This window comes from Ruegeria sp. BC6, assembly GCF_056539185.1.
Window position 1 is genome coordinate 398274 of the sequence record NZ_JBQFUM010000002.1, and the last position, 22312, is coordinate 420585.

General features: G+C 61.6%; 21 protein-coding genes. 17 read left to right on the forward strand and 4 right to left on the reverse strand.

What is annotated here, in order from left to right:
- The first annotated feature begins 36 nt into the window (after positions 1-36).
- Positions 37-1302 (forward strand): permease, encoded by a 1266-nt coding sequence (locus tag ACR0MM_RS09435; RefSeq protein WP_480695797.1) that lies wholly within the window; start codon positions 37-39, stop codon positions 1300-1302.
- Between the two features lie 21 nt (positions 1303-1323).
- Here ACR0MM_RS09435 and ACR0MM_RS09440 read toward each other — a convergent pair whose 3' ends face one another.
- On the reverse strand, positions 1324-2208 hold the full coding sequence (locus ACR0MM_RS09440; RefSeq protein WP_480695799.1) for a LysR family transcriptional regulator ArgP: 885 nt from the start codon (positions 2206-2208) through the stop codon (positions 1324-1326).
- 84 nt (positions 2209-2292) lie between these two features.
- Between ACR0MM_RS09440 and ACR0MM_RS09445 the strand changes: the two genes are divergently transcribed.
- From ACR0MM_RS09445 to ACR0MM_RS09470, 6 genes are all read left to right on the forward strand, one after another.
- The gene (locus ACR0MM_RS09445; RefSeq protein WP_480695801.1) at positions 2293-2892 is read left to right on the forward strand and encodes a LysE/ArgO family amino acid transporter; all 600 of its coding nucleotides are present in this window, start codon (positions 2293-2295) and stop codon (positions 2890-2892) included.
- 40 nt (positions 2893-2932) lie between these two features.
- On the forward strand, positions 2933-3841 hold the full coding sequence (locus ACR0MM_RS09450) for a DMT family transporter (protein ID WP_480695803.1): 909 nt from the start codon (positions 2933-2935) through the stop codon (positions 3839-3841).
- A gap of 94 nt (positions 3842-3935) precedes the next feature.
- Complete coding sequence (betI, locus tag ACR0MM_RS09455; RefSeq protein WP_170420352.1) at positions 3936-4508, forward strand: choline-binding transcriptional repressor BetI; 573 nt, start codon at positions 3936-3938, stop codon at positions 4506-4508.
- Complete coding sequence (gene betC / locus ACR0MM_RS09460; RefSeq protein ID WP_480695805.1) at positions 4505-6013, forward strand: choline-sulfatase; 1509 nt, start codon at positions 4505-4507, stop codon at positions 6011-6013. Before betI ends, betC begins: the two co-directional genes overlap by 4 nt.
- A gap of 86 nt (positions 6014-6099) precedes the next feature.
- A complete protein-coding gene (gene betA / locus ACR0MM_RS09465; protein ID WP_480695807.1) occupies positions 6100-7758 on the forward strand; it encodes a choline dehydrogenase in 1659 nt (552 codons plus the stop codon).
- A gap of 127 nt (positions 7759-7885) precedes the next feature.
- Positions 7886-8125 carry an HP1242/YdcH family protein gene (locus tag ACR0MM_RS09470; RefSeq protein WP_480695809.1) on the forward strand — a complete coding sequence of 80 codons (240 nt, stop codon included), beginning with the start codon at positions 7886-7888 and terminating at the stop codon, positions 8123-8125.
- 46 nt (positions 8126-8171) lie between these two features.
- On the opposite strand, the gene ACR0MM_RS09475 is transcribed toward ACR0MM_RS09470, so the two are convergent.
- Both ACR0MM_RS09475 and ACR0MM_RS09480 read right to left on the reverse strand, forming a co-directional pair.
- Positions 8172-9572: a helix-turn-helix domain-containing protein gene (locus ACR0MM_RS09475; protein WP_093964777.1), complete on the reverse strand. Its 1401-nt coding sequence runs from the start codon at positions 9570-9572 to the stop codon at positions 8172-8174.
- A 65-nt stretch (positions 9573-9637) separates the two neighbouring features.
- On the reverse strand, positions 9638-10843 hold the full coding sequence (locus ACR0MM_RS09480) for a multidrug effflux MFS transporter (protein WP_480695811.1): 1206 nt from the start codon (positions 10841-10843) through the stop codon (positions 9638-9640).
- A gap of 172 nt (positions 10844-11015) precedes the next feature.
- Here ACR0MM_RS09480 and ACR0MM_RS09485 point away from each other — a divergent pair, with 172 nt between their 5' ends.
- The 5 genes from ACR0MM_RS09485 to ACR0MM_RS09505 all read left to right on the forward strand — a co-directional run bounded on the left by ACR0MM_RS09485 (position 11016) and on the right by ACR0MM_RS09505 (position 16437).
- Entirely contained in the window at positions 11016-12548 is a 1533-nt protein-coding gene (locus ACR0MM_RS09485; protein WP_170340194.1) for an acyl-CoA carboxylase subunit beta, read from the forward strand.
- Between the two features lie 70 nt (positions 12549-12618).
- A complete protein-coding gene (locus ACR0MM_RS09490) occupies positions 12619-13104 on the forward strand; it encodes a DUF6497 family protein (protein ID WP_480695813.1) in 486 nt (161 codons plus the stop codon).
- 127 nt (positions 13105-13231) lie between these two features.
- On the forward strand, positions 13232-13585 hold the full coding sequence (locus tag ACR0MM_RS09495) for a hypothetical protein (RefSeq protein WP_170340793.1): 354 nt from the start codon (positions 13232-13234) through the stop codon (positions 13583-13585).
- Positions 13586-14070: 485 nt separating this feature from the next.
- Complete coding sequence (locus ACR0MM_RS09500) at positions 14071-14274, forward strand: hypothetical protein (protein ID WP_093964781.1); 204 nt, start codon at positions 14071-14073, stop codon at positions 14272-14274.
- A 117-nt stretch (positions 14275-14391) separates the two neighbouring features.
- On the forward strand, positions 14392-16437 hold the full coding sequence (locus ACR0MM_RS09505) for an ATP-binding protein (protein ID WP_480695815.1): 2046 nt from the start codon (positions 14392-14394) through the stop codon (positions 16435-16437).
- A 115-nt stretch (positions 16438-16552) separates the two neighbouring features.
- Here the strand turns inward: ACR0MM_RS09505 and ACR0MM_RS09510 are convergent, their stop codons facing one another.
- Positions 16553-16999, reverse strand: coding sequence for a DUF4174 domain-containing protein (locus ACR0MM_RS09510; RefSeq protein WP_170340796.1), 447 nt, complete (start codon positions 16997-16999; stop codon positions 16553-16555).
- Positions 17000-17143: 144 nt separating this feature from the next.
- On the opposite strand from ACR0MM_RS09510, the gene scpA reads away from it, so the two are divergent.
- From scpA to ACR0MM_RS09535, 5 genes are all read left to right on the forward strand, one after another.
- Positions 17144-19309 carry a methylmalonyl-CoA mutase gene (gene scpA / locus ACR0MM_RS09515; RefSeq protein ID WP_367646401.1) on the forward strand — a complete coding sequence of 722 codons (2166 nt, stop codon included), beginning with the start codon at positions 17144-17146 and terminating at the stop codon, positions 19307-19309.
- Between the two features lie 155 nt (positions 19310-19464).
- Positions 19465-20067, forward strand: coding sequence for a VOC family protein (locus ACR0MM_RS09520; protein WP_480696013.1), 603 nt, complete (start codon positions 19465-19467; stop codon positions 20065-20067).
- Positions 20064-20552: an N-acetyltransferase family protein gene (locus ACR0MM_RS09525; RefSeq protein ID WP_480695817.1), complete on the forward strand. Its 489-nt coding sequence runs from the start codon at positions 20064-20066 to the stop codon at positions 20550-20552. Before ACR0MM_RS09520 ends, ACR0MM_RS09525 begins: the two co-directional genes overlap by 4 nt.
- A 45-nt stretch (positions 20553-20597) precedes the next feature.
- Entirely contained in the window at positions 20598-21278 is a 681-nt protein-coding gene (locus ACR0MM_RS09530) for a molecular chaperone DjiA (protein ID WP_170340209.1), read from the forward strand.
- Between the two features lie 4 nt (positions 21279-21282).
- Positions 21283-22296: an endonuclease/exonuclease/phosphatase family protein gene (locus ACR0MM_RS09535; RefSeq protein ID WP_480695819.1), complete on the forward strand. Its 1014-nt coding sequence runs from the start codon at positions 21283-21285 to the stop codon at positions 22294-22296.
- The last annotated feature ends 16 nt before the right edge of the window (positions 22297-22312 follow it).

Sequence of the window (22312 nt, forward strand, 5' to 3'; positions counted from 1 at the left end):
CTTGCGATAGACGGGTCGGGGCCGGCACGACAGGACATGACAGGCAAACCCACGGAATTGGAGCGGCGAAATGTGCCGGTTCTGGCAAGCCAAAGCGTGCTGTCCCAGGTGGCGTGGACAATGGGCAGCCCTTCGATCGTCTTGCCGTTTCTGGCGGTCTCCCTGGAGATGCCCATGTTTCTTGCCGGGGCGCTCGTTTCCGTGCGTCAGGCAGGCAACATGATTTCGGACATGTTCTTTGCTGTCCCTGTGTCCGCGAAGCAGCAAAAGAAACGTTCCATTGCCATGACCGAGGTCGCGATTGGTGCGTGCCTGCTGGCAGCCATCGTGGTTGCGGCGATCGGGGGCTCGCCCATGGTGGCTGCGGCTTTCGTCCTAGCCTTCTTTGCAATCGGCATGATCGAGGAGGTCCAGGCGCTGATGTTCACTGACCTTTGGGGGGATCACCTGCGCTCGAAATCCCGGATCTGGATGAGCTATCTTCAGCTGGGGGCAGGGGGGCTTGGGGCCATCGGGCTAACACTGACGCTGCATCATTTGACTTCGGACAACCCGCCATTCTCGCGTCACTCGACCGTGATCGCGGTGTCTGCCGGGTTCTTTGTGCTGTCCGGATTGTCCATTCTTGCCCTTGCGGAACTGTCGCGGTCGCAACCCCAGGCGCAAACCGGTCGCCGAGCGGCGGGGCAGTTCCTGTCGGACGCGCGGGCCATGTTCGAATTCGCCTGGTTCCGACGGTATTTGACCATGCGGCTGCCGCTGGTCGGGGTTTCTCTGTCGGTGCCGTTCTTTGCGTTGATCGCAGCCGAGGCGCATCATGGATCGGCCAAGGGACTGACGGCGTTGATCATTTCGTCGGCGACCGGCTATCTGGTCGCCGCGCCCCTGTGGCAGCTCGTGAACATGAAATCACACCGGGCGGTCATGGTGGCCGGGTCGTTGATGGTGGGGGTGACGGGCGTCGTTCTGGTTGCGGTTCACTATTTGCATCTTGACCACGACGTTCACCTACACGCGATAGCACTGTTCGTGGCAACCGTCGCGACAACCGGCATCGGCAGTGCGCGCAAGCTGTACTTCATCGACACCGCGCCCAAGGAACAGCGGGTCAAGGCGTCGGCCGCGATCAAGAGCATTTGCAGGCTCGTGGCGATTGTCGGGTCGGCCGGGTTGGCGGCGGTTGCGCATATGAATGAGGTCGCACTGGCCGTCGCTTTCCTCACCTTGTGCAGTTTTTGGTCCGCAATCGCATGCTATCGTCTGGTCACGCCGCAGCCGAAGGATGCGGAACACGCCACCTGAGCCATCGATCACAGCATGGTGTTACGGGTTTGCCAGCACTTGCGCCGCAACTTTCCGGACCGCTCGCGTCAACGGTGAAAGCGCCGGTGCAAGGATGCGCCCGACCTGCCAGGTCAGAGGCACATCCAGCGGGGTGTCGGGCACAAGCTCGCGCAGACGGCCATCCGCGATCGCGCTTTGGACCAGATGCGCTGGGTTCATCCCCCAACCCAAACCTGCGGCAGCAGCGGCTACGAACCCGTGAGACGAGGGCAGAAAGTGGGTCGGCGGAGACAGCCGGCTACCCGTTTGCGCATGGATCCAGGCCTTTTGCAGGGCATCCTTCCTGTTGAAGGTCAAGCAGGGTGCCCGCGACAGGCTCTGAGCATTCACTCCGTGAGGGAACCAACGAGCCATGAACTCGGGGCTTGCCGTCGGCAGGTATCTGAGCGTGCCGAGGGCAATGGAATCGCATCCCGGGACGGTCTGCCCGCCGACCGAGATGGCAGCGCTGACATCTCCACGCCGCAACCATTCTGCCGAGTGATCTTGATCGTCGATCACAAGGTCAAAAAGCATATCATCAACGGCTGCCATCGCGTCTATGAACCAGGTGGACAGAACATCCGCCGGAACCGCGATCCTGACCCGGGTAGGGCCTGTGCCCTGTTCCAGCGAAAGCTCGCGATTGAGTTGCGCTTCAAGCAGGCCGATGTCTTCGGCATGGCGGGCAAGCCGCAAGCCAGCCGGGGTTCCGGTGCAGGGTGTGCCGCGGTGAATCAACGATACGCCGACCCGATCCTCCAGCGCCTTGATCCGTTGCGAAATCGCAGATGGCGTTACCGCCAGTTCAGCGGCGGCGGCGTCAAAGCTGCCATGCCGCAGAATAGCGGCCAACGCGGCCAGGTGATGTGGGTCCAAGTGCATTAGAAGATCTAATTATGGCTCATTATCTTTAATTTGATACATGCGTATCTGTCGCGTAGTCAACGGACCTGAACAGGAGGGTCCATGTCTACATCCGTCATCGCCGGCTTTGCGCTTGGCTTCAGTTTGATCCTGGCAATCGGCGCTCAGAACGCGTTTGTCCTCAGGCAAGGGCTCAGACGCGAGCATGTTTTTGTGTTGTGCCTGACATGCGCCGTGTCGGACGCCATTCTGATCGCCGCAGGTGTCGCGGGTTTCGGCAGCCTGGCAACTGCGGCGCCGTGGTTCGAGCCGATGATGCGATACGGCGGCGCGCTGTTCCTGACGTGGTACGGACTGCGCAGTCTGGCGTCAGCCTGGCGCGGCGGCGCCGCGCTTGAGGTCGGAGAGGCGAAGCGTACAAGTCTGCGCGCGGCCTTGCTGACCGTTCTGGCTTTCACCTGGCTCAATCCGCATGTCTATCTGGACACGGTGGTGCTGATCGGTTCGATTTCGGCGCAGTATGAAGACCGGATGGGTTTCGCCATCGGTGCCATGTCCGCCAGTTTCGTTTTCTTCTTCTCTCTGGGATATGGGTGCAGGGTGCTGTCTCCCATTTTCGCCCGGCCCAGGGCATGGCAGGTGCTGGATGTGCTGATCGGTATCGTCATGTTGGCGATCGCCTGGAAGCTGGTCGCAATGTAGAGGCTTGTTCGTCGCCGGGTTTCCGTGTTCAACCGGACCCATGACAACGATCGCCACCCAATCCCGCCCGCTTGCCGGAATGTTCTGGATGTTCAGCGCCGGGCTGTCCTTTGTGGCGATGACAGCCTTGGTCAAATCTCTGGGTACCTCGATGGATCCGATTGAGGCTGCGTTCCTGCGGTATGCTTTGGGGCTGGTCTTTCTGCTGCCAGCCATGCGGGCGATCCTGACCACGCATCTGACCCGCCGGCATATCGCCTTGTTCGGATTGCGTGGGGCCGTACATGCGGTCGGGGTCATGTTGTGGTTCTTTGCGATGACCCGTATCCCGCTGGCGGAAGTGACTGCGATGAACTACCTGACGCCAGTCTATGTGACCTTGGGCGCCGCGCTTTTTCTGGGCGAGACGATGGCCTTTCGCCGTATCGCGGCCGTGCTTGTCGCCATCGTGGGCGCTGTGATCATTCTACGGCCTGGGTTCCGCGAGATTTCCGCCGGGCATCTGGCGATGCTGGGCACCTCGCTGATGTTGGGGGGGTCGTACCTGCTGGCCAAAGCGATGGTGCAGGACGTGCGGCCTTCGGTCGTTGTGGCGCATCTGTCGATTTGGACGACGTTGTTTCTTATCCCTTTTGCGATCGCCGTCTGGACTCCGCCCAGCCTGCGCGACATCGGCGTACTGTTCATGATCGCCAGTTTTGCAACGGCGGGGCACTACTTCATGACCCTGGCTTTGCAGGCTGCACCTGTCGCGGTGACTCAGCCGGTCACCTTCTTGCAGCTGATCTGGGCCACGCTTCTGGGTGCGCTCGTGTTTCACGAGGGCATCGATATCTGGGTCGTCGCCGGGGGGACGCTGATCCTCGCAGCGGTCAGTTTCATAACCTGGCGCGAGGCCGTCCTGAACCGCAGTGGCTTGACCCCTCCAAGCCTTGCCCCCAAGCTGTAAAAGCCCCGGAGCCCCCAAGGGCAACGTTATTGATTGACGAGTCAATAAAAAGCCCTTAGCGTTTGTTCTGTTGAGACTAGGTTTGGGGGCGGTTATGCCAAAACTCGGAATGGAGCCGATCCGGCGCGATGCGATCGTCAGGGCGACGATTGCCGAGTTGGGGTCCAAGAAGTCCCTGGATGTAACCGTCAGTCAGATCGCCAAACGCGCCGGCATGTCCAGCGCCCTCGCGCACCATTACTTCGGGGGGAAAGACCAGATCTTTCTGGCGGCGATGCGGCGTATCCTTGGCGATTTTGGCGCCGAGGCCCGGGCTGAGTTGAAAGCCGCGGCACCGGACCAGCGCGCCCAGGCCATCATCCGCGCCTGTTTCGCGCCGTCCTGCTTTACCCCCGACGTGATCGCCGCGTGGATGACCTTTTACGTTCTGGCCCAGACCAACGATGACGCGCTGCGCCTGTGGCAGATCTATCAGGCGCGGATCCGGTCGAACCTGATCCACGCGTTGCGCCCGCTGATGAAGGACCCGGTCGAAGCGGCCGAGAACATGATCGCTCTGATCGACGGTCTGTACATCCGCGCCGCTTTGTCCGCGCCCGAGGAACCGCAACTGGCGGTTACCCACGCCATGCGCGTCCTGACGACCTTGCTCGAGGCCGAAAAATGACACGATCCAACATTCTGATCCTGATGGTGGATCAGCTCAACGGTACCCTCTTTCCCGACGGTCCCGCCGAGTGGCTGCACGCGCCTAACCTCAAGAAGCTGGCGGCGCGGTCAACGCGGTTTGCCAATACCTACACGGCCTCGCCGCTGTGCGCGCCAGGACGGGCCAGCTTTATGTCGGGCCAGTTGCCTTCGCGCACGGGGGTCTATGACAACGCGGCCGAGTTCCGCAGCGACATTCCCACCTATGCCCACCACCTGCGCCGCGCGGGTTATTACACCTGCCTGTCGGGCAAGATGCATTTCGTCGGCCCCGACCAGTTGCACGGGTTCGAGGACCGCCTAACCACTGACATCTACCCGGCCGATTTCGGCTGGACCCCGGATTACCGCAAACCGGGCGAGCGCATCGACTGGTGGTATCACAACATGGGCTCGGTTACCGGGGCAGGCATGGCCGAGATCACCAATCAGATGGAGTATGACGACGAGGTCGCCTATCACGCAAAGGCCAAGCTCTATGATCTGGCCCGTGGCAAGGATGACCGCCCGTGGTGCGTGACCGTCAGCTTCACCCACCCGCATGACCCGTATGTTGCGCGGCGCAAATTCTGGGACCTGTACGAGGAATGCGAGCACCTACTGCCCGAGGTCGGCGATCTGGGCTATGAAAACCAAGATCCACATTCCCAGCGCATCTTCGATGCCAATGACTGGCGCAGTTTCGACATCACCGAAGAAGACATCCGCCGCTCGCGCCGGGCCTATTTCGCCAATATCTCGTACCTGGACGACAAGATCGGCGAGATCCTCGACGTGCTGGAAACCACCCGGCAGGAGGCGATCATCCTCTTCGTCTCGGACCACGGCGACATGCTGGGCGAGCGGGGTCTTTGGTTCAAGATGAACTTCTACGAAGGCTCGGCCCGAGTGCCGCTGATGATCTCGGCGCCGGACCTGCCGACGGGCCGCATCGACACCCCGGTTTCGACCATAGACGTGACCCCGACGCTGGGCGCGCTGGCGGGTATCGACATGTCGGAGATTGCCCCATGGACGGACGGGCAGGACCTTGTGCCGCTGGCCAACGGCACCGAGCGCACCGCGCCGGTTCTGATGGAATACGCGGCCGAGGCGTCTTATGCGCCCTTGGTGTCGATGCGCTATGGCAAGTGGAAATACAACCGCTGCGCGCTGGACCCCGATCAGCTGTTCGACCTCGAGGCCGACCCGCACGAGTTGGTGAACCTGGCCGGCAAGCCCGAACACGCCGGTACGCTGCAAACCCTGCGCGCCAAGTCCGAGGCGCGCTGGGATCTTGACCGGTTCGACGCCGAGGTACGCGCCAGCCAGGCGCGGCGCTGGGTCGTGTACGAGGCGCTGCGGCAGGGCGGCTATTACCCGTGGGATTATCAGCCGCTGCAGCAAGCGTCCGAGCGCTACATGCGCAACCACATGAATCTGGACAACCTTGAGGAAAGCCAGCGCTTCCCGCGCGGCGAATGACCTCTTTCGAATTTTGAAGATACGCCCACTGGTGGCAACGCACGGGACATCCGGCGCCACCGGTTGGGGCCAATGGAGACACGACCATGGAAGCAGATTTCGTCATCGTCGGCGCCGGATCCGCCGGATGTGCGATGGCCTATCGTCTCAGCGAGGCAGGGGCCTCGGTTTTGGTGATCGAGCACGGCGGCACCGATGCCGGGCCGTTCATCCAGATGCCGGCGGCGCTGAGTTATCCGATGAACATGCCGATCTATGACTGGGGTTATCAGTCCGAGCCCGAACCCCACCTGAACAACCGGCAGCTGGCCTGCCCGCGTGGCAAGGTGATCGGGGGGTCGTCCTCGATCAATGGGATGGTCTATGTGCGCGGCCATGCGCGCGACTTTGACACCTGGGCCGATATGGGCGCGGATGGCTGGTCCTTTGCGGATGTTCTGCCCTATTTCAAACGGATGGAAAGCTGGCACGACGGCGGCCATGGCGGTGACCCGAAATGGCGCGGAACCGACGGCCCGCTGCATGTGTCGCGGGGGCCGCGCAAGAACCCTCTGTTCAAGGCCTTCGTCGAGGCCGGGCGGCAGGCGGGGTACGAGCTGACCGACGACTACAACGGCGAGAAACAGGAAGGCTTCGGCCCGATGGAGCAGACCGTCTGGAAAGGGCGGCGCTGGTCGGCGGCCAATGCCTATCTGAAGCCCGCGCTGAAACGCCCGAACTGCGATATCGTGCGGGGCCTTGCCACGCGCGTGGTGATCGAGGAGGGCCGCGCAACCGGGGTCGAACTGATCCGTGGTGGCCGAACGCAGATCGTGCGCGCCCGGCGCGAGGTGGTGCTGGCGGCCTCGTCGATCAACTCGCCCAAGCTTCTGATGTTGTCGGGGATCGGACCCGCCGCGCATCTGGCCGAGCACGGCATCAACGTGGTCGCCGACCGGCCCGGCGTGGGGGCGAACCTGCAGGATCACCTGGAACTGTATATCCAGCAGGCCTCGCTGCAGCCGATCACGCTGTACAAATACTGGAACCTGTTCGGCAAGGGCCTGATCGGGGCGCAGTGGCTGTTCACCAAGACCGGCCTTGGCGCGTCGAACCAGTTTGAAAGCGCGGCGTTCATCCGGTCGAAGCCGGGGGTCGAGTACCCGGATATCCAGTACCACTTCCTGCCCATCGCTGTGCGCTATGACGGCAAGGCCGCAGCCGAGGGGCACGGCTTCCAGGCGCATGTGGGGCCGATGCGCTCCCCCTCGCGCGGGGCTGTGACGCTGCGCTCTGCCAAGCCCGAGGACGCGCCGGTGATCCGCTTCAACTACATGAGCACCGAGCAAGACTGGGAGGATTTCCGCACCTGCATCCGCCTGACCCGCGAGATTTTCGGCCAGGACGCGTTCAAGCCCTATGCGGGCAAAGAGATCCAGCCCGGCGCTGACGTGCAGACCGACGAAGAACTGAACGGGTTCATCGCCGAACATGCCGAGAGCGCCTATCATCCCTGCGGCACCTGCCGGATGGGGCGGGCGGACGACCCGAACGCGGTCGTCGACCCGCAGGGCCGAGTCATCGGGGTGGATGGGTTGCGCGTGGCGGACAGCTCGGTGTTCCCGCAGATCACCAACGGCAACCTGAACGCGCCGTCGATCATGGTGGGCGAAAAGATGTCGGATCATTTGCTGGGCAAAGACCCGCTGCCCCGGGCCAATGGCCGGCCATGGATTCACCCCAAATGGGCTGAGGCACAGCGTTGAAGGCATTGCCGGGGAGGGGAACGCGACCGCGAAGAAAACATTCCCCTTTCAATTGATCCGAGTCAAAGTCAGCTTTGGTATTAGGGTCTAGCTGTAGTGCGAAACCAAACTGAAGGAGCGAGCAGGAATGTCCCATACCCCGCATGAACTGGCCGAGGAATTCCCGGACAAGGTTGAACAGATGAGCCAGCTCAAGCAGACCGATGCCCATTTCGCCCGGCTTGCGGACGAATATCACGAACTCAACCGTATGGTGCATCGGGCGGAAACCAATGTTGAGCCGATGGAAGACCTGGCCGAGGGCGAACTGCGCAAAAAGCGGGCCGCGCTCAAGGATCAGATCTGGTCGATCCTGAGCAAAGCGTGAACCAAAAAGGGGGCAGGATCTGATCCTGCCCTTTCCGTTTTTCAGCTCAGGTGACTTCGTAGGGCAGCGTGCCGCGCGTATGGGCGTCGATCTTCAGTCGGCGCTCCAGCGGTGGCACGGACCGTTGGTGGCAGGTCTGGCGTTCGCAGATGCGGCAGGAAATCCCGATCGGTTCGTAGGCGCTGGTGTTGTTGATGTCCAGATTGTCGGCATAGACCAGTGCTTCGGCGTGCCGGACCTCGCACCCGAGGGCGATGGCATAGCGGCGCACTGGCGCACCGAAGGACCCGCCAGACTTTGAAACGTCGCGCGCGATCGAGATATACCGAACCCCGTCGGGTGTTTCCGCCAATTGCAGCAGGAAATGACCAGGCGTTTCAAAGGCCCGGTGCACGTTCCAAAGCGGGCAGGCCCCGCCGAACCGCGCAAATTGCAGCCGCGTGGCCGAATGGCGTTTGGTGATCGTGCCCGCCTGATCGACCCGCACAAAGAAGAACGGGATGCCCTTGGCGCCCGGTCGCTGCAGCGTGGACAAGCGGTGGGCAACCTGCTCGATCGACGCGCCGAACCGGTTGCTCAGCAATTCAAGATCATGCCGGTCCTCCTGGGCCGCTGACAGAAAGGCGGTGTAAGGCATCAGCGACGCGCCGGCGAAATAGTTTGCGAGGCCGATCTTGGCGATCGAGCGGGCTTCGTCGCTTTGAAACTTGGCAAAGTCCAGCGTGGCCTCGAGCAGTTTGTCCTGGCTGATCAGTGCGACCTGCAGCAGCAGTTGAAAGACCTGGGTCTGCGGCGCAGCGCGCGAGGACAGGCGCAAAGTCTTTGTAGCGTTGTCATAGCTGCGCAGGGCCGGAATGTCTTCGAACATCACCTGAACTCCGCGTTCCTTCAGGCTGTCCAGTGCTGCCTGCCGAATGCCTCCCGGTCCTTCGGCGCGGGCGGCGAACCGTTCAGCGGCCCGATCGACCGCGTCGATGTAGTTGTCGCAATAGTGGAAGAAATCACGCACCTCTTCCCACGGGCTGGCCTGAATGCGCGCGTCCTCGCGTCCGAGGGCCTCGTCCAGCGAGGCGAGCCTCTCGTGGGTCTGACGGTAGGCTTTGTGCAGCTCGATGAAGGACCGCGCCAATGCGGGGGCATTGGACGCCGTTAGCCGCAGGTCCGCCAGAGGGGGGATGGCATCCGCAAATACAGGATCGGCCAACGCCTCGCGCATGTCCGAGACCAGACGCTCGCTATCGCCGGTGCTCAGCTCGGTTACATCCATGCCGAATTCCTGAGCCAGCGCCAGAACAACTGTGGTCGAGATCGGCCGGTTGTTGTTCTCCATCTGGTTCAGATAGGGCAGGGACACGCCCAGCTTGGCGGCGAATTCCTTTTGCGTCAGCGTCAGACGCGTCCGCATTTCGCGCAGCTTTGCACCTGCGTAGAGTTTCTGAGTGGCCATCGGGTTTTCTTTGCAGCTATTCCGCCTGCGCAGGCTAACTTTGCAAAGTCCCGGGTGCAAGATGGCTAGAAGCCGAGTTGACGTTCCCGCCAGATCACGCTGCTGATCGCGACGATGGCCAGAACCGATGTGGCCAACATCAACCACAACAGCGGCATGGCGCCGGTTTCATTGGTCAGCATCGCACCGGCCAGGGCGCTGAGAGCTGCGCCGCCGCCCAGCATGATCGCGCCGCTTAGCCCGGATGCGGTCGCAGCCAGATGTGGCCGCACGGACAGCGATCCGGCGGTTGCATTCGGGATCGACATGCCGTTGCCCAGGCCGACGAATGTCATGAACCCGAAAAAGCTGAGCGCCGAGCCCCAACCCGCCAGAAACAGAACCGCCGACAACGCGACGCCGATTGCGTTCAGCCAGCAGCCCCAGCGCACCATCCGGTTCACGCCATAGCGTACCGAGTACCGGCCGCTGATGAAGTTCCCGAAGAAGTAACCGACGGCAGGGGCGCCGAAATAGATTCCGACTTCGGCGGCGGTCAGGCCAAAGATCTCGGTGCCGATGAAGGGCGCGCCGCCCAGATAGGCGAAGAACGCGCCAGACGACAACGCGGATGACAGCGAATACCCCCAGAACCGCGGAGAGGTCAGCAGTTCGGGATACTCCCGAAACTGTTGGATCAGGGTTTTGCCGCTCTTGGCCGAGGTTTCTCCGAAGTCATGATAGGTCAGCGCCAGCGCGAAGGCGGCCAGTCCGAAAGGCAGCCAGAAATTGGCCTTCCAGCCAAAACTTTCCTCCAGAATACCCCCGATGGCGGGTCCGATCATCGGCACGACGGCCATGCCCATAGTGACGTAACCGATCATGGATGCGGCCTGATCCTGGTCATACATGTCGCGCACCGCTGCACGGCTGAGGACGATCCCCACGACGATAACTGCCTGCCCCATGCGGAAGGCAAGAAATGTCTCGACGTTTGGGGCGTAGATGCACCCCAGCGTTGCCAGCAGAAACAGCACCAGCCCCCACAGCAGCACCGGCCGCCGCCCGGCCTTGTCGGCGATCGGACCGATCAGGATCTGCAGAACGGCGTTGATCAGCAGATACAACGCAATCGACAGCTGCATGACCTTGTAGTCGGCCTCAAAATACACCGCCATGAAAGGCAGGCTGGGAAGGAACAGGTTCATGCTGAGCGCCGACAATCCCGACAGCAGGACAAGCGTTAGCAGCTTGGGCGGAGAGCGGTGCGTAGACGTGGAACTGAACTGCATGGTTCACTCATAATTCCGGTATTCGGGAAAGGCCATGCCGATGCACAAACATTAACTGATTTGCAATTCCCAGAAATGTAATTGCCAAAAATTTGCAAATTTGCCGAAAAGGCCTTTGGGTGATGCGGAGCAATCTATATTGTCGCCACAAATTTGACAGGGGAAAATCGTGATGAAGGACATCCTTGCCGAGCTTGAGAACCGCCGTGAGGACGCGCGCCTGGGTGGCGGGCAAAAACGGATCGATGCGCAGCATGCGCGGGGCAAGCTGACGGCGCGCGAGCGGATCGAGCTGCTGGTCGATGAGGGCAGCTTTGAAGAGTTCGACATGTTCGTGACCCATCGCTGCACCGATTTCGGCATGGAAAAACAAAAACCTGCCGGGGATGGCGTTGTGACCGGCTGGGGTACGATCAACGGTCGCATGGTCTATGTGTTCAGCCAGGACTTTACCGTGTTTGGCGGTTCTCTGTCGGAAACGCATGCGCAGAAGATCTGCAAGATCATGGATATGGCGATGCAGAACGGCGCGCCTGTAATCGGCATCAACGACTCGGGTGGTGCGCGAATCCAGGAAGGCGTTGCCTCGCTGGCGGGCTATGCCGAGGTGTTCCAGCGCAACATCATGGCCTCGGGCGTGGTGCCGCAGATCTCGGTGATCATGGGCCCCTGTGCCGGTGGCGCGGTCTACAGCCCGGCGATGACCGACTTCATCTTCATGGTCAAGGACACGTCGTACATGTTCGTGACCGGCCCCGACGTGGTGAAGACGGTCACCAACGAGGTCGTCACCGCCGAGGAACTGGGCGGTGCGTCGACCCATACCAAGAAGTCCAGTGTGGCTGATGGCGCTTTCGAAAACGATGTCGAGGCGCTGGCCGAAGTGCGGCGGCTGGTCGACTTCCTGCCGCTCAACAACCGGGAAAAGCCGCCCGTGCGCCCGTTCTTTGACGAGCCGGGGCGGATCGAGACTTCTCTGGACACGCTGGTCCCGGAAAACCCCAACACCCCCTACGACATGAAGGAACTGATCACCAAGGTAGCCGATGAGGGTGATTTCTATGAAATCCAGGAGGATTTCGCGAAAAACATCATCACCGGCTTCATCCGGCTTGAGGGGCAGACCGTCGGCGTGGTGGCCAACCAGCCGATGGTTCTGGCGGGGTGTCTGGACATTGACAGCAGCCGCAAGGCCGCACGGTTTGTACGGTTCTGCGACTGTTTTGAGATTCCGATCCTGACCCTGGTGGACGTTCCCGGCTTTTTGCCCGGCACCAGCCAGGAATATGGCGGTGTCATCAAACATGGCGCCAAACTGTTGTTTGCCTATGGCGAAGCGACTGTGCCCAAGGTGACCGTGATCACTCGCAAGGCTTACGGCGGCGCCTATGACGTCATGGCGTCAAAGCACCTGCGCGGTGATTTCAACTATGCCTGGCCAACCGCCGAAATCGCGGTGATGGGCGCGAAGGGTGCAACCGAAATCATCCACCGCGCCGATCTGGGAGACCCGGATAAGATCGCGAAGCACACTCAGGACTATGAGGATCGGTTCGCCAACCCGTTTGTCGCGGCCGAACGCGGCTTCATCGACGAGGTGATCATGCCGCACTCGACGCGCCGCCGTGTGTCGCGGGCCTTTGCCAGCCTGCGCAACAAGCAGCTGAAGAACCCTTGGAAGAAACACGACAACATTCCGCTGTAATCCGCCGGGGCGCTTTGCCCCGGTTCGATCCACGAATGTTCCTGATTGACCGCTGACACAAAACCGTTTCATGATCCCAGCCACCAGATACGGAACAGCGCAGGAGATGATCCTGGCGCCTGCGACCCCGGAAGGAGGAGCCTGCCTGTGGCGGGTCCGGGGTCGCACTCTTGTTCTGGCATTCATGTGTTTTGGATCGCCCGGTTTCGCGCAGGACGGGAACCTGTTGCCGGTTCCATCCGGCCAGCCGGTGACACTTGAGGACGTTCTGGTCGATACCAACCCGGGCGAACTCTGGCTGCGGTTTCGATTTGTCGCGCCCAAGATTGGCGATGAGGTGGGCGGTATCGGCTATGACGTGGCCGCGACCGACATGGAGCATCTGTGTCAGACACTGGCCATTCCTTATGTCGCGCACCATCAACTCAGCCCGGCGCGGGTCGTGATCTCGCTGTCCGACCGCCCGGTGGAATTCGGCAACTCGTCTCCGGATGCGACGCAGTATTTTGAAGCCTACCGGTTGGAGCAATCCGCATGTATCTGGGAGGGACTCTGAACATGATTTCCCGATCTCATGTCGTCGGAGCATTCCGAGAAACTGATGCGGCTTTGGAGATACGCATGACACATTCATCCCTGCGCGGGTGCCCGTCGCGGACCGGTTTTTTGAACGAGGTGCCGGCATGTTGAAGCACCGTGGTTTCCCCGGACGGCTGCCGGGAACCGATTTCCAGTTCACGATCCGCCGGGCAAACCCCAAGGGCGTGACGCCATTGACCCGTCGTGAACGCTATCGGGACCGAAAAGCCGCGGACAAGCGTGCCGATACAGCATTCCTCGAAGCTTTGTGGGAGCATTTCGGGGATCAGCCGTTTGAACGCGGAAATCTGGACGCTGGTCGCCTCAGCTGGCTGTTTGGGCGCGAGGTCGTGCCTGCCGAGGATCCGTTCGATCCGGCCAGCTATGATGCGTTGCTGAAGATCGACTTTGAGACCGCGCGGCAATCCTTCCCCGATATCTTCGGTGGGGAGGCGTAGTTCAGCATGAGCCTTCAGCCAAATATTATGGGTTCATCTGCTTGGAGCGCGATCCGGCGGCGACCGGATATGCGGTCCAGTCGGCGCCCAGTGATGGCTGAAGTCTGTGCCGGAACCCGTTGCAAACCGGGCTCTTTCGGCACGAACCTGCGCGCCGTTTCCGGGAATGGGCAATTTCCAGCCGGAATTTCCGGCGTTGCAATTGATCCGTTGGCGGCCGCATTTTTGCTGTGCAAGGTGATCGGGCCGTGCGGCTCGACTTTGCCTGCGCCGCACATGCACCTACTATTCCGTACCCCTTCCTTCCGCGGGCAGGACCGTGTTTCCAACACAGACCTGCCCGCGCTTTTCTTTGCCCGAACTGCGGAGCCAAGGCGGCAAAAACCTGCGCAAAGCCCTGTTTCACCCCGTTTGATATTGAATAACAAAGCCCGTTTCAGGCATTTGCTGTTCAATTCGACAAGAAACCAAAAGGGGCAGTATACATGCGAATCTCACGAGTTTTCCTTGCGCTCGCAACCTGTGGCGGGTTGGCAGCCTGCGGTGATTCAACCGGGGAACAGGCGCTGCTTGGCGGCGGTGTCGGGGCTGTCGGAGCTGCGGTTCTCAGCGCGGATCCGATCCTTGGCGCTGCGGTCGGTGCAGCCGGCAACGTGCTGTATTGCAAGACGCAAAACAACTGTAACTGATACCGGTTTTCCGGGGCGCGCGCCGTCCCGGTCATCATTTGACGGAACGCCGTTGCGGGGCATCAGCCCGGCAACGGCGTTTTCGTTTGTCCAGAACACAAAGACAGAGGACGTTCCATGTTCAACAAGATCCTGATCGCCAACCGAGGCGAGATTGCCTGCCGGGTCATCAAGACCGCTCGGAAAATGGGAATCGGCACTGTCGCCATCTACTCGGATGCCGACAAGCACGCGTTGCATGTGGAAATGGCCGACGAGGCGGTTCACATCGGCCCCCCGCCGGCGAACCAGTCCTACATCGTGATCGACAAGGTGATGGACGCCATCCGCCAGACCGGCGCGCAGGCGGTGCATCCGGGCTATGGCTTCCTGTCCGAAAACGCGAAATTCGCCGAAGCGCTCGAGGCCGAAGGCGTCGTGTTCGTGGGACCCCCGAAAGGGGCGATCGATGCCATGGGTGACAAGATCACCTCGAAGAAGATCGCGCAGGAGGCCGATGTCAGCACCGTTCCCGGATACATGGGCCTGATCGAGGATGCGGACGAGGCGGTGAAGATCAGCCAGCAGATCGGCTATCCGGTGATGATCAAGGCCAGCGCCGGCGGCGGCGGCAAGGGCATGCGCATCGCCTGGAACGACGAGGAGGCACGCGAGGGTTTTCAAAGCTCGAAGAACGAGGCGGCGAATTCCTTCGGCGATGACCGGATCTTCATCGAGAAATTCGTGACGCAACCGCGCCACATCGAGATTCAGGTTCTGTGCGACACCCATGGCAACGGCATCTACCTGGGCGAGCGGGAATGCTCGATCCAGCGCCGCAACCAGAAAGTGGTCGAAGAGGCCCCGTCGCCCTTCCTCGACGAGGCGACCCGCCGCGCGATGGGCGAGCAGGCCGTGGCGCTGGCCAAGGCCGTGGGCTATGCCAGCGCGGGCACGGTGGAATTCATCGTGGATGGCGACAAGAATTTCTACTTCCTGGAAATGAACACCCGCCTGCAGGTCGAGCACCCGGTGACCGAGCTGATTACCGGTGTCGATTTGGTCGAACAGATGATCCGCGTCGCCGCAGGCGAGCCGCTGTCGATCACCCAGGACGACGTCAAGCTGACCGGCTGGGCGATCGAGAACCGGCTGTATGCCGAGGATCCTTATCGCAACTTCCTGCCCTCGATCGGGCGGCTGACCCGCTATCGTCCGCCGCAGGAGGTGGCCGCGGGGCCACTGCTGGAAAACGGCAAATGGCAGGGCGATGCGCCCAGTGGCGAGACAGCCGTGCGCAACGATACCGGCGTCTATGAGGGCGGCGAGATCAGCATGTATTACGACCCGATGATCGCCAAGTTGTGCACCTGGGCGCCGACCCGCGAGCAGGCGATCGAGGCGATGCGCGTGGCGCTGGACAGTTTCGAGGTCGAAGGCATCGGCCACAACCTGCCGTTCCTGTCGGCGGTGATGGATCACCCCAAATTCGTCAGTGGTGACATGACCACCGCCTTCATCGCCGAGGAATACCCCGATGGGTTCAACGGTGTCGAACTGCCCGAAGGCGACCTGCGCCGCATCGCGGCCTCGTGCGCGGCGATGCACCGGGTGGCCGAGATCCGCCGTACCCGCGTTTCGGGCCGGATGGACAACCACGAACGCAAGGTCGGCAAGCGTTGGGTGGTCACGTTGCAGGGGCAAGAATACGCAGTGCAAGTGAATGCAGATCGCGACGGTGCCACGGTCAAGTTCGAGGACGGCGCCGCCCTGCGCGTCAGCTCGGACTGGACGCCCGGCGACCAGCTTGCGGTTCTGGACGTGGACGGCAGCCCGCTCGTGCTGAAGGTGGGCAAGATCTCGGGCGGGTTCCGCATCCGCAACCGAGGGGCGGACCTGAAGGTGCATGTGCGCCGGCCGCGCGCTGCCGAACTGGCCAAGCTGATGCCCGAGAAACTGCCGCCAGACACCTCGAAGATGCTGCTGTGCCCGATGCCGGGCCTGATCGTGAAGATCGATGTCGAGGTCGGGCAAGAGGTGCAGGAAGGTCAGGCGCTGTGCACGGTCGAGGCGATGAAGATGGAGAACATCCTGCGCGCCGAGCGCCGGGGCGTGGTGGCCAAGATCAACGCCGGTCCGGGCGACAGCCTCGCCGTCGATGACGTGATCATGGAGTTCGAATAACGCCCATGTGCGCTTGCCCGGAAAATGTGGGTTTTGCCCGTTCGGCCGCCATCTGCACCGACGGCGCGGATGGGGCGGGCGTGGCAGACCCCTTGCGCCGGGCGGGTCTGGGTCGTCAGCGCCCCTCGCGCCGCTCGCGGACTTCGCGTTCGCGCAGGGGGGTCTTGTCGATGGACCGGCTGATCTCGCGCACGCTCCACGGCGTGGGCTTGCGCAGCTTCACCACACCGTCCTTGTCGACGAAGACCATCGCGAACCCACGCGGGCGCAGTTGCGTCCGGATCGGGGATCGCGCCGAAGGGTCGGTGTCGGTCAGCACGATGACATCCCGGTCACGCATCATGTCTTCGCCCTCCAGCAACATGTCGATCTGCTGCTGGAACCGGGGATCGGCTGGCGTATCGGCAAACACCACTATGGGGCGGTGTGTCCACAGAAACTCGTTCAGATCGCTGTCTCCGGCTGGCCGGATATATGCGGTTTCATCCGGGGCCGCACCGTCGGCGGCGACGGCAGCCACAGGCAAAAAAGCTGACAAAACAAGGGCAAGCGTGCGGGTCATGTGGTCTCCTGTTCCATTGAATATAGACCCAGTTGCCGCGAATGCGACCGGCGAAATGCGTGCGACGATCAAAAAATTGAATGATCGAACCTGCCGTGCGCCGGGTCGGCCCCTCCATATTCATACCCAGCCCCTCGGCGCGCCATTCGGGCCCGCGACGGGAACAGACAAGAGGATTACGCTATGACCGATACGAAGGATTGGCGCGCCCTGGCCGAAAAAGAGTTGCGTGGGCGCCCTGTCGAAGACCTCACCAAGACGACGCTGGAGGGGATCGAGGTCAAGCCGCTTTACACGCAGGACGACATCGAGAACCTGCCGCATATCGGGTCGCTGCCCGGCTTCGGGCCGTTCACACGCGGAGTGAAGGCAACCATGTATGCGGGCCGCCCGTGGACCATCCGCCAATATGCAGGTTTTTCCACGGCCGAAGAATCGAATGCCTTCTACCGCCGCAACCTCGCGGCCGGTCAGCAGGGCGTTTCGGTCGCCTTCGATCTGGCCACGCACCGCGGCTATGACAGCGACCACCCGCGCGTGGTGGGCGATGTGGGCAAGGCCGGGGTGGCGATCGACAGTGTCGAGGACATGAAGATCCTGTTCGACGGCATTCCGCTGGATCAGGTCTCGGTCTCGATGACGATGAACGGCGCAGTGATTCCGATCCTCGCCAATTTCATCGTCACCGGCGAAGAGCAGGGCCATGACAAGTCGGTTCTGGCGGGCACCATTCAGAACGACATTCTGAAAGAGTTCATGGTCCGCAACACCTATATCTACCCGCCCGAGCCCTCGATGCGGATCATCTCGGACATCATCGAGTACACCTCGAACGAGATGCCCAAGTTCAATTCGATCTCGATCTCGGGCTACCACATGCAGGAGGCCGGGGCGAACCTGGTGCAGGAACTGGCCTATACCCTGGCCGACGGGCGCGAATATGTGCGCGCAGCCATCGAAGCGGGAATGGACGTGGACAAGTTCGCTGGCCGTCTGTCGTTCTTCTTTGCCATCGGCATGAACTTTTTCATGGAGATCGCCAAATTGCGCGCCGCGCGTACGCTGTGGCACCGGGTGATGACCGAATTCGGGGCCAAGTCGGACCGCTCGAAGATGCTGCGCACCCACTGCCAGACCTCGGGCGTTTCGCTGCAGGAGCAGGACCCGTACAACAACGTGATCCGCACCGCATATGAGGCGATGAGCGCGGTGTTGGGGGGCACGCAGTCGCTGCATACCAACGCGCTCGACGAAGCGATTGCTCTGCCTACCGATTTCTCGGCCCGAATTGCGCGGAATACACAGTTGGTGTTGCAGGAAGAAACCGGCGTTACCGATGTGGTCGATCCGTTGGCTGGCTCCTACTATGTGGAAAGCCTGACCAATGAACTGGTCGAAAAAGCCTGGGCCCTGATGGAAGAGGTCGAGGAGATGGGCGGCATGACCAAGGCGGTTGCCGGCGGCATGCCCAAGCTGCGGATCGAGGAAAGCGCCGCGCGCCGTCAGGCCATGATCGACCGTGGCGAAGAAGTAATCGTCGGCGTCAACAAGTACCGCAAGGAAAAGGAAGACCCGATCGAGATCCTCGAGGTCGACAACCAGGCCGTCCGCGAGGCGCAGATCGCCCGGCTGGAACGCATCCGCGCGACCCGGGACGAGGCCGCCTGTCAGGCTGCGTTGGACGAACTGACCCGGCGCGCGAAAGAGGGGGGCAACTTGCTGGAAGCCGCCGTCGAGGCCGCGCGTGCCCGCGCAACCGTAGGAGAGATCAGCATGGCAATGGAAAAGGAATTCGGCCGTCATCGGGCCGAAGTGAAAACGCTGGCTGGTGTCTATGGCGCAGCTTACGAAGGTGACGAGGGCTTTGCCGCCATCCAGAAATCGATCGAGGAATTTGCCGAGGAAGAGGGCCGCCGCCCGCGTCTTCTGGTGGTCAAGATGGGCCAGGACGGTCACGACCGCGGGGCCAAGGTGATCGCCACCGCGTTCGCCGATATCGGTTTCGACGTGGACGTCGGTCCGCTGTTCCAGACCCCGGCCGAGGCCGCGCAGGACGCGATCGACAATGACGTGCATGTGGTTGGCATTTCCAGCCAGGCGGCAGGTCACAAGACACTGGCGCCGCAATTGGTGGAAGAACTGAAGAAGGCTGGCGCCGAGGACATCATCGTTATCTGCGGTGGTGTCATCCCCCAGCAGGATTATCAGTTCCTGTATGATCACGGGGTCAAGGCGATCTTCGGGCCGGGGACCAACATTCCCGAGGCGGCGCAGGACATTCTGCGCCTGATCCGCGAGGCGCGCGCCTGAGCTGTGACTTTGGGGGGCTTTCTGCCCCCTTGTGCGCGATGCCTGCGGCCTCGGGCATCGCCCGCGGGGATGTTTGGTGTCAGATGAAGTGCCCGATCGGAATTTTCATGGTATCCGATGGCATGAGGTCGGTTTTAGACGCTGGAGGCGCAATTATGGAGCTTGATCATTTGGCGGTGGCCGCGTCGACCTTGGACGAGGCGGTCGCGCATGTAGAGCAGGCCTTGGGTATTCCGATGGTGCCCGGTGGCACACATGGAAAATTCGGCACCTACAACAAGCTTCTTGGGCTGGACGAGGGCCTGTATCTTGAAGCGATCGCGATTGACCCGGAAGCTGCCGATCCTGGGCGGCCACGTTGGTTTGATCTTGATCGTTTCTCGGGGCAGCCGCGGCTCAGCAACTGGGTCTGCCAGGTTTCGGATCTGCAGGCCTATGTCGATGGATTCTCAATCGACATAGGCGATATCCATGACCTTGATCGTGGTGCCTTGCGGTGGAAGATGGCGGTGCCGGGATCGGGGCGTTTGCCGTTCGACAACCTGTTTCCCGCCTTGATTCAATGGCAAGGTGACTTGCATCCGGCTGGCATGCTGCGGGCAAGTGGCTGCCACCTGCGGCGGCTGGTGGTCTTTCACCCGGACGCGCTGGATTTGGCGCAATTGCTCGGCCCGCTCGACAGGGTAGTTTTTGATTCCGGGCCTGCGGCTCTGCGGGCTGAATTTGAAACGCCGCACGGACCGCGGGTGCTGGAATGATCATTCGCCCGGCTTTGCCCCGGGATGCGGCTGAAATTGCGGAGATCACCAATTCGATAATCCGCGAGACGCTGATCACGTTTACCACGACCGAGCGAAGCCCCGAAGAAATCGCGCGGGATATCGACGAGCGAGGGCTGGCGTTCCAAGTTGCCGAACTTGACGGCCGTGTCGTGGGATTTGCGACTTACGGCGGTTTTCGCTCGGGTCCCGGATATGCGCACAGCCGGGAACACACCATCCTGCTGGCTCCTGAAGGCCGGGGGCGCGGCGCGGGTCGCGCGCTGATCCGAACCTTGGAGGAGGTGGCGCGATCGCAAGGCGTGCATGTTCTGGTCGCTGGAATCTCGGCCGAGAACCCGGGCGCGATTTCCTTTCATGCGGCGGTCGGTTTCGAAACGGTCGGCCGAATGCCGGAAGTTGGTAAAAAATGGGGGCGTTGGCTGGATCTTGTGCTGATGCAGAAAATTCTGGCTCCGGAATGAATGGTCGCACCTGACAGTCCGTACTCGGCGCGCTAGTGTGCGCCCATGTCGATCTGGTCCCGCATATCCGAGGCGCTGAGCGCGCTTGCCAAAGGTGAAAGCCTGACGGCCGTTTTCGAAAAGCTGCGCACGCCGCCCGAACGCTCGGTGGCCTTCGCGATTGCTGTCATCGCTTTGGGCGCAAAGATGGCCAAGGCGGACGGGCAGGTGACCCGCGACGAGGTGACCGCGTTTCGCGAGGTGTTTCGTATTCCGCCGGAGGAAGAGGCCGGCGCGGCGCGCGTGTTCAACATGGCCCGGACGGATGTGGCCGGGTATCAGGAATACGCACGCAAGATCGCGCGCATGTTTGCCGAAGACAGCACCACCCTGTGCGACCTTATGGAGGGGCTGTTTCACATCGCCATGGCGGACGGGTTCTATCACCCCAACGAAAACGAGTTTCTGGAGGATGTGGCGCGGATTTTTGGCCAGACCGATGCACAGTTCAAAGCCCTGCGTGCGCGCTTCGTTCCAGATGCGCCCAAGGATCCCTACACCGTTCTGGGCGTGACCCCTGACACTCCACTACCCGAGATCCGAAAAATCTGGCGCAGGCTTGTGCGTGACACACATCCAGATGCGATGATGGCCCGTGGTGTTCCCGAAGAAGCAATTCGCCTTGCCGAAAAAAAGATGATCGACATCAACCGCGCCTGGGATGAAATCAACGGCGCGCGGGTCTGAGACGATGCGTCTGGCGACCTACAACATTGAATGGTTCGCCAATTTGTTCGACCGCAATGATGAACTGGTTGTCGATGACAGCTGGTCGGGCCGGCACAATGTCACCAAGGCACAGCAGATCGAGGCCATTGCGACGGTGCTGACGGCCGTCGACGCCGACGCCATGCTGATCGTCGAGGCGCCGAATACGGGCAAATCGCAAAACACGGTGCGTGCCTTGCAGCATTTCGCTGAGACGTTCGATTTGCGTACATCCAATGCGATCATGGGTTTCGCCAACGATACGCATCAGGAACTGGCCCTCTTGTATGATCCCGAGGCCCTGACCGCCCGGCACGACCCGAAAGGAGTGCAAGATGGCAGCCCCGATCCCGACGATCTCCCCCGCTTTGACGGCGAGTTTCGGATCGATCTGGACATTGACGCGACCGAGGATCTGGTGCGGTTTTCAAAACCCCCCATGGAACTGGCGGTCCGAACTCGGGCCGGGTTCGAGTTCCGGTTGATCGGTGCACATCTGAAGTCCAAGGCACCACACGGAGCCCAATCGCGCGACGAAGCCTTGCGCATCTCGATCGCCAACCGCCGCAAGCAGTTGGCGCAGGCTGTCTGGCTGTCGCGTCGGGTGCGCGCGCACATAGCCGCTGCTGAACCGGTGATCTTGCTGGGCGACTTGAATGACGGGCCGGGATTGGATGAATTCGAACATCTTTTCGGGCGGTCATCGGTGGAAATCCTTCTGGAAACCGGCCTGTACGATCCGCATCCCGCACAGGCACTTCGACCTCGGCCGGGCTGGATCCCATCGACCGCGCGCTTTGCCCGTCCGAAGGAAGGCCAATATCTTGAGGCTTTGTTGGACTACATCATGATCAGCGAGGATCTGAGGGTCCGCAGTCCGGTCTGGCGCATCTGGCACCCGTTCCGGGACGAGCACTGCTGGACGGTGCCGGAGTTGCGCGATGCCTTGGTCACGGCCTCGGATCATTATCCGGTGACGCTGGACATCGACATCTGACCCTTTCAACAACTGA

Bases quoted from the DNA above. Each gene is read 5' to 3' on its own strand.
- ACR0MM_RS09445 (WP_480695801.1), top strand. From the start codon at position 2,293: ATGTCTACATCCGTCATCGCCGGCTTTGCGCTTGGCTTCAGTTTGATC.
- ACR0MM_RS09490 (WP_480695813.1), top strand. From the start codon at position 12,619: ATGATCCCAGCCACCAGATACGGAACAGCGCAGGAGATGATCCTGGCG.
- ACR0MM_RS09510 (WP_170340796.1), bottom strand. From the start codon at position 16,999: ATGACCCGCACGCTTGCCCTTGTTTTGTCAGCTTTTTTGCCTGTGGCT.
- ACR0MM_RS09480 (WP_480695811.1), bottom strand. From the start codon at position 10,843: ATGCAGTTCAGTTCCACGTCTACGCACCGCTCTCCGCCCAAGCTGCTA.
- betC (WP_480695805.1), top strand. From the start codon at position 4,505: ATGACACGATCCAACATTCTGATCCTGATGGTGGATCAGCTCAACGGT.
- ACR0MM_RS09485 (WP_170340194.1), top strand. From the start codon at position 11,016: ATGAAGGACATCCTTGCCGAGCTTGAGAACCGCCGTGAGGACGCGCGC.
- ACR0MM_RS09535 (WP_480695819.1), top strand. From the start codon at position 21,283: ATGCGTCTGGCGACCTACAACATTGAATGGTTCGCCAATTTGTTCGAC.
- ACR0MM_RS09470 (WP_480695809.1), top strand. From the start codon at position 7,886: ATGTCCCATACCCCGCATGAACTGGCCGAGGAATTCCCGGACAAGGTT.
- ACR0MM_RS09475 (WP_093964777.1), bottom strand. From the start codon at position 9,572: ATGGCCACTCAGAAACTCTACGCAGGTGCAAAGCTGCGCGAAATGCGG.
- ACR0MM_RS09505 (WP_480695815.1), top strand. From the start codon at position 14,392: ATGTTCAACAAGATCCTGATCGCCAACCGAGGCGAGATTGCCTGCCGG.
- ACR0MM_RS09495 (WP_170340793.1), top strand. From the start codon at position 13,232: ATGTTGAAGCACCGTGGTTTCCCCGGACGGCTGCCGGGAACCGATTTC.
- betA (WP_480695807.1), top strand. From the start codon at position 6,100: ATGGAAGCAGATTTCGTCATCGTCGGCGCCGGATCCGCCGGATGTGCG.
- ACR0MM_RS09500 (WP_093964781.1), top strand. From the start codon at position 14,071: ATGCGAATCTCACGAGTTTTCCTTGCGCTCGCAACCTGTGGCGGGTTG.
- ACR0MM_RS09520 (WP_480696013.1), top strand. From the start codon at position 19,465: ATGGAGCTTGATCATTTGGCGGTGGCCGCGTCGACCTTGGACGAGGCG.
- betI (WP_170420352.1), top strand. From the start codon at position 3,936: ATGCCAAAACTCGGAATGGAGCCGATCCGGCGCGATGCGATCGTCAGG.
- ACR0MM_RS09525 (WP_480695817.1), top strand. From the start codon at position 20,064: ATGATCATTCGCCCGGCTTTGCCCCGGGATGCGGCTGAAATTGCGGAG.
- ACR0MM_RS09530 (WP_170340209.1), top strand. From the start codon at position 20,598: ATGTCGATCTGGTCCCGCATATCCGAGGCGCTGAGCGCGCTTGCCAAA.
- ACR0MM_RS09440 (WP_480695799.1), bottom strand. From the start codon at position 2,208: ATGCACTTGGACCCACATCACCTGGCCGCGTTGGCCGCTATTCTGCGG.
- ACR0MM_RS09450 (WP_480695803.1), top strand. From the start codon at position 2,933: ATGACAACGATCGCCACCCAATCCCGCCCGCTTGCCGGAATGTTCTGG.
- ACR0MM_RS09435 (WP_480695797.1), top strand. From the start codon at position 37: ATGACAGGCAAACCCACGGAATTGGAGCGGCGAAATGTGCCGGTTCTG.